The sequence below is a fragment of the Stenotrophomonas sp. TWI819 genome, assembly GCF_039673075.1.
Classification (GTDB): Bacteria; Pseudomonadota; Gammaproteobacteria; order Xanthomonadales; family Xanthomonadaceae; genus Stenotrophomonas; species Stenotrophomonas rhizophila_B.
On record NZ_JBDJKY010000001.1, the window covers coordinates 1 to 17,353 of the forward strand.

Here is a 17,353-nt window from a genome sequence, read left to right on the forward strand (position 1 = left end):
GGGGGGGGGGGGTTCCGGGCCCGGGGGGGGCTTTGGCGGCGCCAATCCTCGCCTAATTGCACTTATTGGGGGGGTTACCCGCAACCCCGCCCCCACCGGCCCACTCCCAGTCCACTCAACGGCTGACTTTCAAGCTTTCAAGCTTTCAAGCTTCCAAGCTTGCGAGCCATCACCCCTCAACAGCGACCTTCGCAGGCAACGGATCCACGTGTCCGCACGCATCGCACGTGCGCAACTCCAGCGAAGAGTGATAGCGATCGAACACCTTCGGCAGATCCGTCTCGATGTTCTCCAGCGCGAAAAACTCCTCGTACAACTTGTGATTGCACCGCTCGCAGAACCACATCAACCCGTCGCGCTCATGCGCCAGCCGCTTGCGCTCCACCACCAGGCCCACACCGCCCGGCGGGCGGCGCGGCGAATGCGGCACACCGCCCGGCAACAGAAAGATCTCGCCCGCGCGGATCGGAATGTCGCGCACCGCGCCATCCTCCTGCACCTTCAGCGTCATCTCCCCTTCAAGCTGATAGAACCACTCCGGGCCCTCGTCGTAATGGAAATCCGTGCGGCTGTTCGGGCCGCCGACCACCATCACGATGAAATCGCCGTTCTCGATCATCTTGTTGCCGACCGGCGGCTTCAACAGATGCCGGTTTTCGTCGATCCAGCCGAGCAGATTGATGGGCGAGGCAAGCATGGGCGATGTCCGTAAAAGGAAGAATCAGTCGCGCCGACCGTGGCGCGGCACGTAGGACAGGGCCTTTTCGTAGGCCGCCTGCAGCTCTTCCGGTGCGCCGACATCGATGCCCATCTCGCGCACCCGGCCGTCCTTCAGGCTGTATACCCAGCCGTGCACCATCAGCTTCTGGCCGCGTGCCCAGGCGTCCTGCACGATCGTGGAACGGCACGCGTTGACCACCTGCTCGATCACGTTCAACTCGCACAGGCGCGCATGCTTCAGCGCCGGGTCCTCGATCGCCTCCATGATCGCCGAGTGCTTCTGCGCCACGTCGCCGACATGGCGCAGCCAGTTGTCGGCCAGGCCCACGCGCGTGTTGTTCAAGCTGGCGTGCACACCGCCGCAGCCGTAATGGCCCACGATCAGGATGTGCTTGACCTTCAGCTGATCCACGGCGTACTGGATCACGCTCAGGCAGTTCAGATCGGTATGCACCACGACGTTGGCCACGTTGCGGTGCACGAAGACTTCGCCCGGTGCCATGCCGATGATCTGGTTGGCCGGCACGCGCGAATCGGAACAGCCGATCCACAGGTATTCCGGGTGCTGCTGCTTGGCCAGCTGGTGGAAGAACTCCGGGTCTTCTTTCTCGATCCGGTCCGCCCATTCGCGGTTGTTCTGCAGCAGCTTGTGGATGTCTTTCATCGTGCGGGGTCCCTGACGTCGGGTGGGGGCAAGGCGCGGCCAGGGTGGCCGCGTCGTCGCAGGAGTGGGGAGGGTCAGTCGGCGGCAGTGCCGCCCTCGCGGCGCCAGCGCATCCACTGCGCCAGCTCGCGTGATGCCGGGGCGTCCAGTGCCGACAGCGCGTCGATCACGCTGGACTGGTTGGCCTCGGGGTGGTTCTGGCTGAGCTTGAGCTTGATCTGCACCTGCGCCGGGCGGAAGCGGAAACCGACGATGCCGGCGAGCATGCGCTGTTGGCGCGGCTCGATCGGCAGCAGGTCCCAGTCGCCGCCGACCTGTGCTTCATAGTGTGCGCTCAGGCCGTCCAGCATGGCGATCAATGTGTCCGGATCGGTGGTCGGTTCCAGCACCCCGCGCAGTTCCGCCGCGGCGTAGTTCCAGGTCGGGACGCGTGCCTGTGCTTCCTTGTGTTCACCCCGTCCCTGGGGCTCACCCTGCGGGCCAGCCTTCGGCTGTCCAACGCCGTTCCTGACGGCGTTGTCCGGGTACCAGCCCGGCGACACATACGCGTGTGGGCCGTGCACCAGCATCAATGCAGGGCCGGCGTGGCCCGCCTGTGGGTTGGGCTTGGCCCAGTGGCCTTCGATCAGGATGCCGTCGGCATCGCGCCGGTACAGCACCGGCATCCGCGTGGCCTGCGGCAGGCCGTCGACCCCGGTCGTGACCAGGGTGACGAACGCATCGCGCGCCAGCAGCCGGTCCAGCCAGATCAGGTCGGTCTCGACGAAGGCGGACGGGATGAACATCGTCGGTTACGCGCGGGCGCCCAGGCTCTGGATCATGCGGCCGTGCAGTGCGTCATCGCTGTCGGCCTGTGGCGGCTGCACTTCATGCAGCGAGAAGCCGCGCACCAGGGCGTCTTCTTCATCCAGCCCGTCGTAGGCGACGAACTCGGCGTCGAACAGCTGCGAGCGTGCGGTGTCTTCGCTGTCATAGCTGAGCGTGTTGCCGTCGCTGTCCAGCACCTCGGCGGTGCCGGCCGGGCGCACGCGCAGACGGGCCCAGATCAGCGTGTTGCCGAGGCTGGCCAGGAACCACTCGTCGTGGTGGGAAGTGTCGTCGTTCATGTGATTACCATCGAAAGCAGCCAGAGCAGGGCAGCCATGCCCAGTCCAGCAAGCAGCGTAAGCAGGGAAAGCCAGGCCGGCGCGGCCAGGCCGGTCAGCGAGCGGTCGGGGCTCTGGCGATAGTCGCGGCCTAGCAGCCAGCGCAGCGCATCCGGGCGCAGAAATGCGCCCGTGCCGAAACGATCCGCCAGCGCCGGGTGGCGGTCGCGGATGTGGACCAGGGTCAGCGGCCAGAAGATCACGAAGGCACTGAACCCGGCGATCGCCACGCCGACGAAACACAGCGCGAAGAACAGGGTCATGGTTCAGTGCCTCCGTAGGTCGATCAGAATTCGGCGCTGCCCGGTGCGCGCGGGTAGGGGATCGCATCGCGGATGTTGCTCAGCCCGCAGACGTAGACCACCAGGCGCTCGAAGCCCAGGCCGAAGCCGGCGTGCGGCACCGAACCGTAGCGGCGGAAATCGCGGTACCAGCCGTAGTGCGCCGGATCCAGGCCGAACTGCGCCATGCGCGCATCCAGCACATCCAGGCGCTCTTCACGCTGGCTGCCGCCGATGATCTCGCCGATGCCCGGGGCCAGCACGTCCATCGCCGCGACGGTCTTGCCGTCGTCGTTCAGACGCATGTAGAACGCCTTGATGTGCTCGGGGTAGTTGGTCACCACCACCGGGCGGCCGATGTGTTCTTCGGTCAGCCAGCGCTCGTGCTCGGTCTGCAGGTCCAGGCCCCATTCGACCGGGAAGTCGAACTTCTTGCCCGAGTTCTGCAGCAGCTTCACCGCTTCGGTGTAGTCGATCTGCTCGAACGGGGCGTTGATGAAGCCTTCCAGCTTGGTGATCGCGTTCTTGTCCACGCGCTCGGCCAGGAAGGCCAGGTCATCGCCACGCTCATCGAGCACCGCGCGGAACAGGTACTTCAGGAACTGCTCGGCCAGGCGCGCGTCTTCGGCCAGATCGGCGAAGGCGATTTCCGGCTCGATCATCCAGAACTCGGCCAGATGGCGGGTGGTGTTGGAGTTCTCGGCACGGAAGGTCGGGCCGAAGGTGTAGACCTTGCTCAGCGCCAGGCAGTAGGCCTCGACGTTCAGCTGGCCGGACACGGTCAGGAAGGTTTCCTTGCCGAAGAAATCGCGGCTGAAATCCACCTCGCCCTTTTCGTTGCGCGGCAGGTTGGCCATGTCCAGGGTCGAGACCCGGAACATCTGGCCGGCACCTTCGGCATCGGACGTGGTCACGATCGGGGTGCTGATCCAGTTGAAGCCGTTCTGGTGGAAGAAGCGGTGCACGGCCTGGGCCAGGCAGTTGCGTATGCGGGTGACCGCACCGAACAGGTTCGTGCGCGGGCGCAGGTGCGCCACTTCCCGCAGGAACTCCGGGCTCATCGGCTTGGGCTGGATCGGGTAGGTCAGCGGGTCTTCGACCAGGCCCACGATCTCGATGTCGCTGGCCTGGATCTCGAAGGACTGGCCCTTGCCCTGGGATTTGACCAGGGTGCCGCGGGCGATCACCGAGCAGCCCGGGGTCAGGCTCTTGATGTCGTCGAAATTGGCCAGGGTGTCATTGGCCACCACCTGGATGGGGGCGAAGCAGGAGCCATCGGTGACATTGACGAAGGCAAGCGCCGCAGAGCCGCGCACCGTGCGGACCCATCCGCGTACTGTTGCCTCGCCGCCTTCCGGGATCTTCCCGGCAAGCGCATGTTCAACGCTGACCACCGTCATGACTTGAATCCTCTATTGATCGACTCGATCTCTGAACACGGAGTTTAACGGGTGCGGTGTTCGGCTTGCGAGGCATTTCTCGCGTCCCCCGGGGGCTGCGCGCCGCGTGAACCGCAGCTGCGGCCGCCGAGGCCGGGCCGCGCCATACCCTCTATAATGATCACGATCCGCTGGAGTTGCCCGTCATGGCCGTAAGCCTTACCCCTGTTGCCTTTGCCCGTGTGCAGAAGTTCGTCGAGCAGACCCCCGGTGCGCTGGGCCTGCGTTTCGGCGTGACCCGCACCGGCTGTTCCGGCTGGGGGCACATCACCGATCTGGCCCGCGATGAGCGCGAAGGCGACACCGTGTTCGAGCAGGACGGGGTCCGCATCTATGTGGATGCCGCCAGTCTGGACCTGGTCGACGGCACCGAGATCGACTTCGGCAAGCACGGGCTGAGCGAGACCTTTACGTTCAGGAACCCGAACGCGACCGCCGAATGCGGCTGCGGCGAGAGCTTCACGACCGAGGCCGACAAGGCCTGACTGCCCGCGCGCCGGGCCTGTTCAGCCCGCCCGGCTTGCCTGGAACCCCTTCTGCTGCCACAATGCGCGGCTTCCTGCCTGATTCCGGGCAGGACCCTTGCCCCACCGCGTTCACCTGCGGGGGGCTGTCCGGCCCTCAAAGGGCCACATCCGAAAGGTAAAAACACATGAGTCGTCATTACGAAGTCGTGTTCCTGGTCCATCCGGACCAGAGCGAACAGGTCCCGGCCATGATCGAGCGCTACAAGGCGCTGGTCGAGAACGGCAGCGGCACCATCCATCGTCTGGAAGATTGGGGCCGTCGTCAGCTGGCTTACCCGATCCAGAACCTGGTGAAGGCCCACTACGTCATGCTCAACATCGAGTGCGACCAGGCCGTGCTGAGCGAGCTGGTGGAAAGCTTCCGCTTCAACGACGCCGTGCTGCGCAACCTCGTCATCAAGCGTGACGAAGCTGACACCGAGCAGTCGCTGATCATGAAGAGCAAGGACGAGAAGGGTGACAAGCCCGAGCGTGGCGAGCGTCGTCGTCGTGATGACGAAGAAGGTGAAACCACCCCCGCCGCCGCTGACACCGATGCCGGCGATGACGCCGCTTCGGCCGCTTAAGGAGCACTGACATGTCCAAGTTCTTCCGTCGTCGCAAGTTCTGCAAGTTCACGGCCGAAGGTGTCAAGGAGATCGATTACAAGGATCTCAACACCCTGCGCCAGTACCTCACCGAGAACGGCAAGATCGTGCCGAGCCGCGTGACCGGTACCAAGTCGAAGTACCAGCGCCAGCTGGCAACGGCCGTCAAGCGCGCCCGTTTCCTGGCCCTGATTCCGTACACCGACAACCACGACGTCTGATGAAGGCGGGCGGCCTTCCGGTCGCCGCTTTCGCGGATCCGGCCGCCCGCGCTGTAAAGCGTCGGGCGGTTTTAAGGATTCGCCGTTCGGATATTCGGACAGCCATCCGCTGCGGGGCCTGAGCCTCGCTAACGAATACATATTTGGAGCTACACCATGAAGCTGATTCTTCTTCAGAAGGTCACCAACCTCGGCGGTCTGGGCGATCTGGTCGACGTGAAGCCGGGCTACGGCCGCAACTTCCTCGTCCCGACCGGCAAGGCCGTTCCGGCCACCGCGACCAACGTGGCTGAGTTCGAAGCCAAGCGCGCTGATTACGAAGCCAAGGCCCAGTCGATCCACGCTGACGCCGAAGCCCGCAAGGCGAAGCTGGAAGGCAAGAGCGTCACGATCGCTGCGAACGCGTCGACCGAAGGCAAGCTGTACGGTTCGGTTGGCCCGCGCGATATCGCCGAAGCCTTCACCGCTGCCGGCCTGCCGCTGGAAAAGAGCGAAGTGATCCTGGGCGAAGGCGCCTTCCGCAACGTGGGCGAGTACGAGGTGACTGTTCACCTGCACGCCGACGTGGAAACCACCGTCAAGGTGGTTGTGGAAGCCGAAAAGGCCTGATCCCTGCCGAAAGGCGGGAGTCACTGAAACGGGCGCCCGCGAGGGTGCCCGTTTTTGTTTGTGGCAACGGCAACGGCTTGGCGCGTTGATGACATCGGTGGGAGGGCGCCGGGTAGCCTGGGCCGGGACCCGCCGTAAACCCGTCCATGGGGGCTCGAAATGCGCCATCCATGGCGCATTACGGTCCCGGCCCAGGCTACCCGGCACCCTCCAGCCAAGTATCCAGTCCGGGCGGTTGGAAGAGCTGGCGTCCGCCGGCTGCGGCGGGCGGTACCCAAGCCGGCATGCTCCGGGTCCAGGCCCAGGTAGATCCACGCCATGCGTGGATGTTCTTGCTTCCCCGTCCCCCAGCCACGCATGGCGTGGCTCTCCCGCGCCGTTCCGACGCACAGACGATGGCGGCTCAGCTCGATTTGAGTCATTCCGCTCGGGTCAGGCCAGGCCAGGTCAATCCAAGGCTGCCATGCCTTGGCTCTCAGCCTGCACACCAGCCATGTGTCTACGGGATGGCATGGGTGGGGTTGCGGGACCGTAATGCGCCATGGATGGCGCATTTCGAGCCCCCATGGACGGGTTCACGGCGGGTCCCGCGACCCCACCCATGCCGTCCCGCCACGCACGAACCTGAAATGCCGCTTCTGCTCTGGCTCTGCCTACCGCTACACGGCCAACACCAGCCACGCAGCCCGCCGAACACCTGCCCCGTTATACTCAGGCTATCGCGTCGCCCCCGGGGCCATTGAAACCCTGCAACATCAATGGCTTGAAGGGTAAATCCGCTCCGTAATCCACCATGGTGGGGGTCGCTTCAGGCCTTCGCCCGGAAAACCATCACGCCATGCGTCTGTCCACGATCAAGCTGTCCGGATTCAAATCCTTCGTCGATCCGACCACGCTGCACCTGCCGACCAACATGACCGGCGTGGTGGGGCCCAATGGCTGTGGCAAATCGAACATCATCGACGCCGTGCGCTGGGTCATGGGCGAAAGCTCCGCCAGCCGCCTGCGCGGCGACTCGCTCACCGACGTCATCTTCTCCGGCTCCTCCGCCCGCAAGCCCGTCTCGCAGGCCACCGTCGAACTGATCTTCGACAATACCGACCACACCATCACCGGTGAGTACGCCTCGTTCAACGAGATCTCGGTCAAGCGTACCGTCAGCCGCGACGGCAGCAGCAACTACTACCTCAACGGCACCAAGTGCCGCCGCCGCGACATCACCGATCTGTTCCTCGGCACCGGCCTGGGGCCGCGCAGCTACTCGATCATCGAGCAGGGCATGATCAGCAAGATCATCGAGGCCCGGCCTGAAGATCTGCGCGTGTATCTGGAAGAAGCCGCCGGCATCTCCAAGTACAAGGAGCGCCGCAAGGAAACCGAAACCCGCATCCGGCATACCCGCGAAAACCTGGATCGCCTGGGCGACCTGCGCGAGGAAATCGGTAAGCAGCTCGAGCACCTCAAGCGCCAGGCGCGCCAGGCCGAGCAGTACCAGGCGCTGCAGGAAGAGCGCAAGGTCAAGGATGCCGAGTGGAAGGCGCTGGAGTACCGCGGCCTGGATGGGCGCCTGGGCGGCCTGCGCGAGGCGCTGTCGCGCGAGGAAACGCGCCTGCAGCAGTTGATCGCCGAACAGCGTGACGCCGAAGCCCGTATTGAAACCGGCCGCCTGCGCCGCGAAGAGGCCTCCGATGCGCTCAACACCGCGCAGGCCGAGGTGTACCAGGTCGGCAGCACGTTGGCCCGCCTGGAACAGCAGATCCAGCATCAGCGCGAAATGTCGCAGCGACTGAACAAGGCGCGCGACGAAGCCCAGCAGGCGCTGGCCGATCTGGGGCAGCACATCAGTGGCGATGAGGCCAAGCTGATGGTGCTGCGCGAGGCGGTCGATGACGCCGAGCCGCGCCTGGAGCAGCTGCAGGAAGAGAACGAAATCAAACAGGAAGCCCTGCGCGACGCCGAGGCCCGTCTGGCCGATTGGCAGCAGCGCTGGGAAGCCCATACCCGCAATACCTCGGAAGCCTCGCGCGCCGGTGAAGTTGAACGTACCCGCGTGGACTATCTGGACCGCCAGGTGCTGGAAGCCGACCGCCGCCGCGAGTCGCTGCAGGCCGAGCGCGCCGGGCTGGATCTGGACGCATTGGCCGAGGTGTTCGAGGAGCTGCACATCCAGCACGAGACCCAGAAGGCCTCGCTGGACACCCTCAACGAGCAGGTCGAAGAACGCAAGCATGTCGTGGCCGGGCTGCAGGATCGCCAGCGCAGCGGCCAGACCGAACTGGCCGAAATCCGCAAGCAGGCCCAGGCCGCACGCGGCCGGTTGTCCTCGCTGGAAACCCTGCAGCAGGCCGCGCTTGGCCAGGAGCAGGGCGCTGCGGTGGCATGGCTGAAGGCACGTGGGCTGGATTCCGGCGCGCGCGTCGGTGAGCGCCTGACCGTGGAGAGTGGCTGGGAAAACGCCGTGGAAAGCGCGCTCGGTCAGCTGATCGAAGGTGTGTTGGTCGATGCACCGGAATCGCTGGTGGACGCACTGGGCGAACTCGGCGAAGGCCGCATCGCGCTGGTCTCTGCCGAGCAGGCCGCGCTGGACGTCGCCCCGACCTCCTTGGCCGCGAAAGTGCAGGGCCCGACGGCGATCCGTCGCTTGCTGGCGCGCCTGCATGCCGCCGAGGATCTCGAGGCCGCGCGTGCACTGCAGGCCACACTGGGTGAGGGCGACTCGGTCATTACCCGCGGTGGCGAGCGCTTGGGCGAGGGCTGGGTGCGCGTGTCGCGCTCCGGCGCGGCCAAGCAGGGCGCACTGCTGCGTGAGCGCGAGATCGTCACCCTGCGCGAGCAGATCGACACGCTTCAGGACCGCGAAGCCGCACTGGAAGAGCAGCTGGCCGGGTTCCGTGACCAGTTGCTGGCCGGTGAGCAGCAGCGCGAAGACGCGCAGCGCCAGCTGTACCTGGCCCATCGCAGCGTCTCCGAACTCGGTGGGCAGCTGCAGAGCCAACAGGGCAAGGTGGAGGCCGCGCGCACCCGCATCGATCGCATCGAAGGCGAACTGGTGCAGCTGCTGGAAACGCTGGATGCCGGCCGTGAGCAGGTGCGCGAGGCACGCTCGCGCCTGGACGATGCGGTCACCAGCATGGGCGATCTTGAATCCGTCCGCGCCGCGCTGGAAGGCGAGCGCCGACAGTTCACCGATGCCCGTGATCAGGCCCGTGATCAGGCCCGCAACGTACGCGAAGCGGCGCACTCGCTGGCACTGACCCTGGAATCACAACGGGCACAGATCGCCTCGCTGAGCCAGGCGCTGGAGCGCATGAGCACGCAGCGCGGGCAGCTGGATACGCGCTTGGGCGAACTGCATTCGCAGCTCGATGAGGGCGATTCACCGGTCAAGACGCTGGAAGCCGAACATCAGAACGCGCTCGGCGAGCGCGTCCGCGCCGACCGGGTGCTGGGCGAGGCGCGCACGCTGCTGGATGGCATCGATGCCGAGCTGCGCTCCTTCGAACAGACCCGCCATCAGCGCGACGAACAGGCGCTTGCGCAGCGCGAGCGGATTTCCCAGCGCAAGCTCGACCAGCAGGCGCTGGTGCTCAGCGCCGACCAGCTGTCGGCCTCGGTGGAGAAGGCCGGCTTCGTGCTGCAGGACGTGATCAACGGCCTGCCCGAGGATGCGCGCATCACCGACTGGGAGCAGACGGTCCATCAGATCGACGGCCGCATGCGCCGCCTGGAGCCGGTGAACCTCGCCGCCATCCAGGAATACGGTGAGGCCTCGCAGCGTTCGGAGTATCTGGATGCGCAGAACACCGACCTCACCACCGCGCTGGAAACCCTGGAAGACGCGATCCGCAAGATCGACCGCGAGACCCGCGGCCGCTTCAAGGACACCTTCGACCGGGTCAATGCCGGCGTGCAGCAGCTGTATCCGCGCCTGTTCGGTGGTGGCCATGCGTACCTGGAACTGACGGGTGAAGACCTGCTCGACACCGGTGTTGCGATCATGGCGCGGCCGCCGGGCAAGCGGGTATCGAGCATCTCGCTGCTGTCCGGTGGCGAGAAGGCGATGACCGCGGTGGCGCTGGTGTTTGCGATCTTCCAGCTCAACCCGGCGCCGTTCTGCCTGCTGGACGAGGTGGACGCGCCGCTGGACGAGGCCAACGTCGGCCGCCTGGCCAACATGGTCAAGGAAATGAGCGAGAAGGTTCAGTTCCTGTTTGTGAGCCACAACAAGGCCACGATGGAGGCAGCGCACCAGCTTTCCGGCGTGACCATGCGCGAACCGGGCGTCAGCCGACTGGTCAGTGTCGACCTGGAGGAAGCCGCACGATTGGCGGGCGCGGCGTGACGTGCCATCCTTAAGTACCTGAATGATTTAGCCGGAGAACCTCCCGAATGTCCGACATGGCACTGCTCCGCATCGGCATCCTGGCCGCCGGCCTGCTGTTGATCGCTGCGATCTTCCTGTTTGGCCGTCCGAAAAAGAAAGTGCAGGGCCGCCGCGTCGAGGGTGCCGAAGGCACCAACGGCCAGCGCCGCGAGCCCGTACTGGGCGAGGGCGAGACCCCGGCCGACGGCGCCGCGCCCGTGGTGGGCGAAGACGGCGTGACCCAGCCCGAACTCGGCCTGCCCGAGGTGGATGCCGGTCCGGCCAGTGACCTTGGCAAGCGCACCACCCAGGATTTCGACAAGATCGTCTCGCTGTTCGTGGCCGCCCGTGCCGGTGAGCAGCTGCGTGGCGAAGACATCGTCGTCGCTGCGGAAAAGACCGGCCTGGTGTTCGGCCACATGAATGTCTTCCACCGTCTGGTCGAAGGCCATCCTGAGCGCGGCCCGATCTTCTCGATGGCCAGCATCATGAAGCCGGGCAGTTTCGACATGGCCAACATCCGCGAGATGGAAACGCCGGCGATCGCCTTCTTCCTGACCTTGCCGGCGCCGCTGACCGCGCTGGACGCCTGGGAAAAGATGCTGCCGACCGTGCAGCGCATGGGCGAACTGCTCGATGGCGTGGTGCTCGATGACAGCCGCAACGCACTGGGCCGCCAGCGCATCGCGCACATCCGCGATGAGCTGCGTGCCTACGACCGCCAGCACCAGGCCCCGCCGCTCACCAAAGCACCGCGTTGGTGATTACGTAGGGGCGACCAACGGTCGGTTCTACATTTACCGGTTGCGGCTGACCACCGCCTCGAACGCCTCACGGAACCGTGCCATCTCGGCCGCGGTGCCGACGGTCACCCGCACCCGCCGCGGCCAGATCGGCCAGCTGCGGCCGATGACCACGCCGCGCTCGGCCATCGCCGCGGAAAACGCTGCGCCGTCACGCTGCACATCGACCACGAAACAGTTCGCTTCGGAAGGCACGCAGGTAAAACCGCGCTTGCCCAGCCAGCCGATGGTCTCCTGCCGCACCACGGCATTCTCTGCGTTGCGCTGTGCAATCAACCCGGGATCGCGCAGGCTCGCCAGCCCGGCGGCCACCGCCGTGACCGGCAACGGGTTGTCGCCCAGGCTGGCCAGTTCCTTCAGCCGATCCGGATGCGCAGCCGCCACACCCAGGCGCAGTCCGGCCATGCCGTAGAGCTTGGAGAAGGTGCGCAGCACGATCACGTCATCGCGCTGCATCACCTGGGCGATCACCGAGCGTTGTTCGCTGTACTGCAGGTAGGCCTCATCGACCAGCACCCGGGTCTGCGCAGGCGTGTTGGCCAGCAGCCAGGCGATGTCGGCCGCCGGGGTGATCGAGCCGGTGGGATTGTTGGGGTTGCACAGGTACAACAGGCCGGCATTGACCGTCGCGGCGGCCGCCGCCATCGCACGTACGTCGTGTGCCCCGTCGGCGCGCAGCGGCACCTTGGCCACCGTGGCCCCACGCGCAGCGGCAAGATCGCCCAGCGCCTCGAAGGTGGGATCGGCGACCACCAGCCCCGCGCCAGGCGAGGTCCAGAGCACTGCCGCCCGGTTCAGTGGCTCGCTGGAGCCCGGATACAGCCGCACGTGATCCTTGCCGATGCCTTCCTGCTGGGCGAACAGGTCGCGCAGCTCGCCGGCCAGCGCAAACAGATACCGCCCGCTGCCGGCGACGATGTCGCGCGCCGCGGCCTGCGCGGCGGGCGATGGCCCATACGGGCATTCGTTGAAGTTCAGCAGCACCGGTCCTGCGCTGGCGGGGAGCGTGCGCGACGGCGAGGCCGATGCAGGCAGTGCACCCAGGCCGGACAACGCCAGGCCGGTACCGGCCAGTTGCAGGAACGAGCGACGGGAAGCGGCAAGGGCAGGGGTCACGGCGCACCGGGCAAAGAGGGGTTCCGCGCAACCTAGCGCCACCGCGAAGTGGCGGCAAGCGTTCTTCACTGCGCGCAGGAGCGGGGGGAGGGGTAAAATTGAATGCCCCACCAGGATCGCCTTCCGCATGACCCCCAGCCCCGCCGCACGTGCCGACGTCCTGCGCCGCCAGATCGAGGATGCCGGCAAGGCATACCACGAGCGCGACGAGCAGTTGATTCCCGACGTCGAGTACGACCTGCTGGTGCGTGAGCTGGAGGCAATCGAACAGGCGCACCCGGAGCTGGCCGCGGCCGACTCGCCCACCCGGCAGGTCGGTGGCAAGGCCTCTTCGCGCTTCGCCGAGGTCCGCCATGCAGTGCCGATGCTGTCGCTGGGCAACGCCTTCAGCGATGAGGAAGTCCAGGATTTCGTGCGCCGCATCGGCGAGCGCCTGCGCCGCAGTACGCTGCATTTTTCCGCCGAACCCAAACTCGACGGTTTGGCGATCAGCCTGCGCTACGAGAATGGCCGCTTCGTCCAGGGCGCAACCCGGGGTGATGGCGCCACCGGTGAGGATGTCAGTGCCAATCTGCGCCAGATCAGTGTGATCCCGCAGACGCTCAACGGCGAAGGCTGGCCCGAAGTGCTGGAAGTGCGTGGCGAGGTCTACATGGCCCGCGCCGATTTCGAGGCCTACAACGCCGATGCCCGGCTGCATGACGGCAAGGTGCTGGCCAATCCGCGCAACGCCGCGGCCGGCTCGCTGCGCCAGCTGGATCCGAAGATGAGCGCCAAGCGCAAGCTCAGTTTCTACGCCTATGGCATCGGCCAGGTCGACGGCGGTGAACTGCCGCCCACCCATTCGGCCACGCTGGCCCAGCTGCGTGCATGGGGCTTCCCGGTCAGCGACCTGTGCCAGGTGGTGGAAGGTGCGGACGGGCTGCTGGCCTATTACCGTGACATTGGCGAGCGCCGCGATGGCCTGGCATTCGATATCGACGGGGTGGTCTACAAGCTCGACGACCGTGCCGGCCAGGAACAGATGGGCTTCGTCGCCCGAGCGCCGCGCTGGGCGATCGCACACAAGTTCCCGGCACAGGAGCAGACCACCACGGTGGAGGCGATCGAGATCCAGATCGGCCGCACCGGCGCGGCGACCCCGGTGGCGCGCCTGGCACCGGTGGCCGTGGCCGGCGTGATCGTGTCCAACGCGACGCTGCACAACGCCGATCAGATCGCGCGTCTGGATGTCCGCGTGGGCGATACGGTGATCGTGCGCCGCGCCGGCGATGTGATCCCGGAAGTGGTCAGCGTCATCGCCGACCGTCGCCCCGCCGGCACTACCCCGTGGCAGATGCCCTCGCAGTGCCCGGTGTGCGGTTCGGAGATCGTCCGCGAAGAGGGTGAGGCGGCCTGGCGCTGCTCGGGTGAGCTGAGCTGCCCGGCGCAGCGCAAGGAAGCCATCGCGCACTTCGCCTCGCGTCGTGCGATGGATATCGATGGATTGGGCGGCAAGTACATCGAGACGCTGGTCGATGCGGGCATCGTGCGTGGCGTGGCCGATCTGTATCGCCTGCAGCGCGACCAGCTGCTGCAGCTCAAGCTGGTGCTGGATGCCGAGTCGCCCGAGGCCTTAGCCAGCCAGATCGGCTTGCACCTGCCGCCGGAAGGCAGTGGCGACTATCTGAGGGCCATCCTGAAGCTTGATGGCAGCGACGAGGCGTGGCGCGCGCAGGCGCTGGCGATGCCGGCCACGTTCACCTGGAACACGAAGAAGATCGCGACCAAGTGGGCCGACAACCTGATCGCCGCGATCGACGCCAGCCGCACCACGACGCTGGAGCGCCTGTTGTTCGCGCTGGGCATCGAGCATGTCGGTGAAAGCACCGCCAAGGCCTTGGCGACCTGGTTCGGCGATCTGCAGCTGATCCGCCACCTGCCGTGGCCGCTGTTCAAGCGCGTGCCTGATATCGGCGGCGAAGTCGCGCGTTCGCTCGGCCACTTCTTCGAGCAGGCCGGCAACCAGGAGGCGATCGATGCCCTGCTGCAGGTCGGTCAGGTGCGCATCAGCGATGTGCACCCGCCGATCGCCAAGCTGCGCGAGGGTCTGGATTTCGCGCAGTTGCTGGTCGAGGCAGAGATTCCGGGCATCACCCGCCTGCGCGCCGAAAAGCTGGTCGCCATGCTGCCGGATGCCGCCTCGGTGCTGGATGCCGAGCCGGTGCGTTTCGTGGCCGCCGGTCTGCCCAACGAGGTCGCGATGGGCCTTGCGGACTGGCTGGACAGCGAGGGCCACGGCCCGATGCTGCTCAAGGCCGAGGCGTACCGCCAGAAGCTGTTGGCACTGGCGCCGGAGCAGGCCGACCAGGTCGCAGGGCCCCTGGATGGCCAGACCGCCGTGCTGACCGGCACGCTGACGCAGATGAATCGCGACGAGGCCAAGGCGCGGCTGGAAGCGCTCGGTGCCAAGGTGGCCGGCAGCGTGTCGAAGAAGACCTCGTTCGTGGTCGCCGGTGCGGAAGCCGGTTCCAAGTTGACCAAGGCGCAGGAGCTGGGCGTGCCGGTCTGGGACGAAGACCAGCTGATCGCCTTCCTCGCGAAGCACTGAACAAGAGAGACCGCATGCACACCGTTCCCCTCGATTTCCGCCTGGCCACCGTGGCCGACACCGAGTTGCTGATCGGGCTGATGCGTGATTTCTACGCGGAAGACAAACTCGATTTTGAAGACGTCCGTGTGCGCCATGCCTTGGCGGCACTGCTGGAAGATCCGCGCAATGGCGAAGTGCTGTTGTGGCTGGACGAGGCCGGCGCTGTGGTGGGCTACGGCGCGTTGGCGATGGGCTTCAGCCTGGAGCAGGGCGGTCACTTCGCGCTGCTCGATGAGTTGTACCTCAGCCATGCCGCGCGCGGGCGGGGGCGCGGCAAGCAGGCGCTGGCCATTCTGGAGCAGCGTGCCAATGCGCGGGGCGTGGAACGCATGCGCCTGGAAGTGAACCATCACAACGAATTGGCACGGCGCCTGTACCTGGCCACCGGCTATGTGGATGACACCCGCGATCTGCTGACCCTGCCGCTGGCCCAGCGCCTGAAGGACGCGCGCGCATGATTGCCGCGCTGCGCCAGCGCGCCGCGCTCAATGCGCTGATCCGCAGCTTCTTCGCCACGCGCGATGTGCTGGAGGTGGAAACGCCGATCCTGTCCGCCGCGGGAAATACCGAGCCGAACATCGACAGCTTCCATACCCGCTTCAGCGGGCACGTGGATGCAGGCACGCCGCAACGCTGGCTGCGTACCTCGCCGGAGTTTCCCCTCAAGCGGCTGCTCGCCGCCGGGGTGGGGGACTGTTACGAACTCGGCCGCGTGTTCCGCAATGGCGAGGCCGGTGGTCGCCACAACCCCGAGTTCACCATGCTGGAGTGGTATCGGGTCGGCTGGGATCACCACCGTTTGATCGGCGAGACCGCCGAGCTGGTGCGCGCCGCACTGCAGCTGGTCCAGCGCGAGGCCACGTTGGAGGTGATCGATTACCGCGGTCTCTACCAGCGGCACATCGGGCTGGACCCGTTCGAGGCCAGCCTGGAACAGCTGCAGGCGCCGCTGGCCGAGATCCGCATCGATGCCGAGGGGCTCACCCGCGACGACTGGCTCGATCTACTGATGACCCACTGCATCCAGCCGCACTTCCGTGACGACACGATGACGGTGGTGCACGACTGGCCGGCCACCCAGGCGGCACTGGCGAGGATCCGCCCCGGCCCGCCCGCGTTGGCCGAGCGTTTCGAGCTCTACCTGGGCGATGTGGAGCTGGCCAACGGCTATCACGAGCTGAACGATGCGGCTGAACAACGCGCGCGCTTCGAGCGCGACCATGCGATACGCACCGCTCGTGGCGGCGTGCTGCCACCGCTGGATGAACCTCTGCTGGCGGCACTGCCGGCATTGCCCGACTGCGCGGGCGTCGCGGTCGGCGTGGACCGCCTGTTGATGGCAATGAACTGCACCGGCCGGATCGCCGATGTGCTGGCCTTCGATTTCGCCCGGGCGTGAGGTGCTGTTGACGCATTCGCGTCTTGCACGGGATGCATGATGATGCTCTGATCACACGGGATGTCCGAAGGTGGTCGTGTGATCGTTCAGGCGTGGCGGGGATCGTGTTGATGAAGCTGTTGGTAGGCGCGGGCGTGCCCCTGTGGCCGGTATTGCTGTGGACTGCGCTGCTGCCTGACACGGCGCTGGCGCAGACGGGCGGTTATGCCGGCGAAGTGGTGCGCTGCGAGTCACGCGACATGGAATGGGTGCACTGCGACATCCCGACCGAACGCGGCGTCGATCTGATCCGCCAGCTGTCCGACAACAGCTGTGTGCGTGGCTCGGAGTGGGGCACCGATCGCTCCGGCGTCTGGGTCACCCTGGGCTGCCGCGCCGAGTTCCGCGCGCGGACTGCCGTCGCTGCCACCCGTGCCGATGGCGAACGCCGCACCCGCCGTGTGGTGCGCTGCGAATCCAATGGTCGCCCGCAGAGTTGCCCGGTCGTGCTGCAGGGTGCGCCGGTGCGTCTGCTTCGCCAGCTCACCTCGCTGCCGTGCCGCGAAGGTCACAGCTGGGGCTATCGCCGCAACGAGATCTGGGTGACCCGTGGCTGCCAGGGCGAGTTTGAAGTGGGGGCCGCCGATGGCAGTGGCTTCCTCAACGTGCCACGCATTCTCGTCTGCGAATCCAAATCCCGTCAGCGCCGCTTCTGTGGTGCGGGAATCACCCACGGTGTCACGCTCAACAAGCAGCTGTCCGGCACGCCCTGCGAGCAGGGCAGCAGCTGGGGCTGGGACAGTCGCGGGGTCTGGGTGGACAAGGGCTGCCGGGCCGAGTTCGCGGTCAACTGAGCACGCGATTCCGC

17 protein-coding genes are annotated in these 17,353 nt (G+C 66.3%); 10 read left to right on the forward strand and 7 right to left on the reverse strand.

What is annotated here, in order from left to right:
- Positions 1–169 precede the first annotated feature (169 nt).
- From ABE463_RS00005 to asnS, 6 genes are all read right to left on the reverse strand, one after another.
- Positions 170–697, reverse strand: a complete 528-nt coding sequence (locus ABE463_RS00005; RefSeq protein WP_346466787.1) for a 3-hydroxyanthranilate 3,4-dioxygenase — start codon at positions 695–697, stop codon at positions 170–172.
- A 24-nt stretch (positions 698–721) separates the two neighbouring features.
- Positions 722–1,384 (reverse strand): carbonate dehydratase, encoded by a 663-nt coding sequence (can, locus tag ABE463_RS00010; protein ID WP_123729657.1) that lies wholly within the window; start codon positions 1,382–1,384, stop codon positions 722–724.
- Positions 1,385–1,458: 74 nt separating this feature from the next.
- On the reverse strand, positions 1,459–2,169 hold the full coding sequence (locus ABE463_RS00015; RefSeq protein ID WP_346466788.1) for an FMN-binding negative transcriptional regulator: 711 nt from the start codon (positions 2,167–2,169) through the stop codon (positions 1,459–1,461).
- Between the two features lie 6 nt (positions 2,170–2,175).
- Positions 2,176–2,490, reverse strand: coding sequence for a hypothetical protein (locus ABE463_RS00020; RefSeq protein WP_046273331.1), 315 nt, complete (start codon positions 2,488–2,490; stop codon positions 2,176–2,178).
- Positions 2,487–2,792: a hypothetical protein gene (locus ABE463_RS00025; RefSeq protein ID WP_259261606.1), complete on the reverse strand. Its 306-nt coding sequence runs from the start codon at positions 2,790–2,792 to the stop codon at positions 2,487–2,489. Before ABE463_RS00025 ends, ABE463_RS00020 begins: the two co-directional genes overlap by 4 nt.
- A gap of 23 nt (positions 2,793–2,815) precedes the next feature.
- Positions 2,816–4,210: an asparagine--tRNA ligase gene (asnS, locus tag ABE463_RS00030; RefSeq protein WP_019184350.1), complete on the reverse strand. Its 1,395-nt coding sequence runs from the start codon at positions 4,208–4,210 to the stop codon at positions 2,816–2,818.
- Between the two features lie 185 nt (positions 4,211–4,395).
- On the opposite strand from asnS, the gene ABE463_RS00035 reads away from it, so the two are divergent.
- The 6 genes from ABE463_RS00035 to zipA all read left to right on the forward strand — a co-directional run bounded on the left by ABE463_RS00035 (position 4,396) and on the right by zipA (position 11,320).
- Positions 4,396–4,734, forward strand: coding sequence for an iron-sulfur cluster assembly accessory protein (locus ABE463_RS00035; protein WP_346466789.1), 339 nt, complete (start codon positions 4,396–4,398; stop codon positions 4,732–4,734).
- 167 nt (positions 4,735–4,901) lie between these two features.
- Positions 4,902–5,342 carry a 30S ribosomal protein S6 gene (rpsF, locus tag ABE463_RS00040; RefSeq protein WP_346466790.1) on the forward strand — a complete coding sequence of 147 codons (441 nt, stop codon included), beginning with the start codon at positions 4,902–4,904 and terminating at the stop codon, positions 5,340–5,342.
- Between the two features lie 11 nt (positions 5,343–5,353).
- The gene (gene rpsR / locus ABE463_RS00045) at positions 5,354–5,584 is read left to right on the forward strand and encodes a 30S ribosomal protein S18 (protein ID WP_002804494.1); all 231 of its coding nucleotides are present in this window, start codon (positions 5,354–5,356) and stop codon (positions 5,582–5,584) included.
- A gap of 156 nt (positions 5,585–5,740) precedes the next feature.
- A complete protein-coding gene (gene rplI, locus ABE463_RS00050) occupies positions 5,741–6,193 on the forward strand; it encodes a 50S ribosomal protein L9 (RefSeq protein WP_123729653.1) in 453 nt (150 codons plus the stop codon).
- Between the two features lie 838 nt (positions 6,194–7,031).
- Entirely contained in the window at positions 7,032–10,535 is a 3,504-nt protein-coding gene (gene smc, locus ABE463_RS00055) for a chromosome segregation protein SMC (protein ID WP_346466791.1), read from the forward strand.
- A 47-nt stretch (positions 10,536–10,582) separates the two neighbouring features.
- A complete protein-coding gene (gene zipA, locus ABE463_RS00060) occupies positions 10,583–11,320 on the forward strand; it encodes a cell division protein ZipA (protein ID WP_265308310.1) in 738 nt (245 codons plus the stop codon).
- A 33-nt stretch (positions 11,321–11,353) separates the two neighbouring features.
- Here the strand turns inward: zipA and ABE463_RS00065 are convergent, their stop codons facing one another.
- Positions 11,354–12,475, reverse strand: a complete 1,122-nt coding sequence (locus ABE463_RS00065; protein WP_346466792.1) for a pyridoxal phosphate-dependent aminotransferase — start codon at positions 12,473–12,475, stop codon at positions 11,354–11,356.
- A gap of 127 nt (positions 12,476–12,602) precedes the next feature.
- On the opposite strand from ABE463_RS00065, the gene ligA reads away from it, so the two are divergent.
- From ligA to ABE463_RS00085, 4 genes are all read left to right on the forward strand, one after another.
- Entirely contained in the window at positions 12,603–15,065 is a 2,463-nt protein-coding gene (gene ligA, locus ABE463_RS00070; protein ID WP_346466793.1) for an NAD-dependent DNA ligase LigA, read from the forward strand.
- A gap of 14 nt (positions 15,066–15,079) precedes the next feature.
- Entirely contained in the window at positions 15,080–15,565 is a 486-nt protein-coding gene (locus ABE463_RS00075) for a GNAT family N-acetyltransferase (RefSeq protein ID WP_346466794.1), read from the forward strand.
- Positions 15,562–16,506 (forward strand): EF-P lysine aminoacylase EpmA, encoded by a 945-nt coding sequence (epmA, locus tag ABE463_RS00080; protein ID WP_346466795.1) that lies wholly within the window; start codon positions 15,562–15,564, stop codon positions 16,504–16,506. Before ABE463_RS00075 ends, epmA begins: the two co-directional genes overlap by 4 nt.
- Positions 16,507–16,616: 110 nt before the next feature.
- Positions 16,617–17,339: a DUF3011 domain-containing protein gene (locus tag ABE463_RS00085; RefSeq protein ID WP_346466796.1), complete on the forward strand. Its 723-nt coding sequence runs from the start codon at positions 16,617–16,619 to the stop codon at positions 17,337–17,339.
- Positions 17,340–17,353 lie beyond the last annotated feature (14 nt).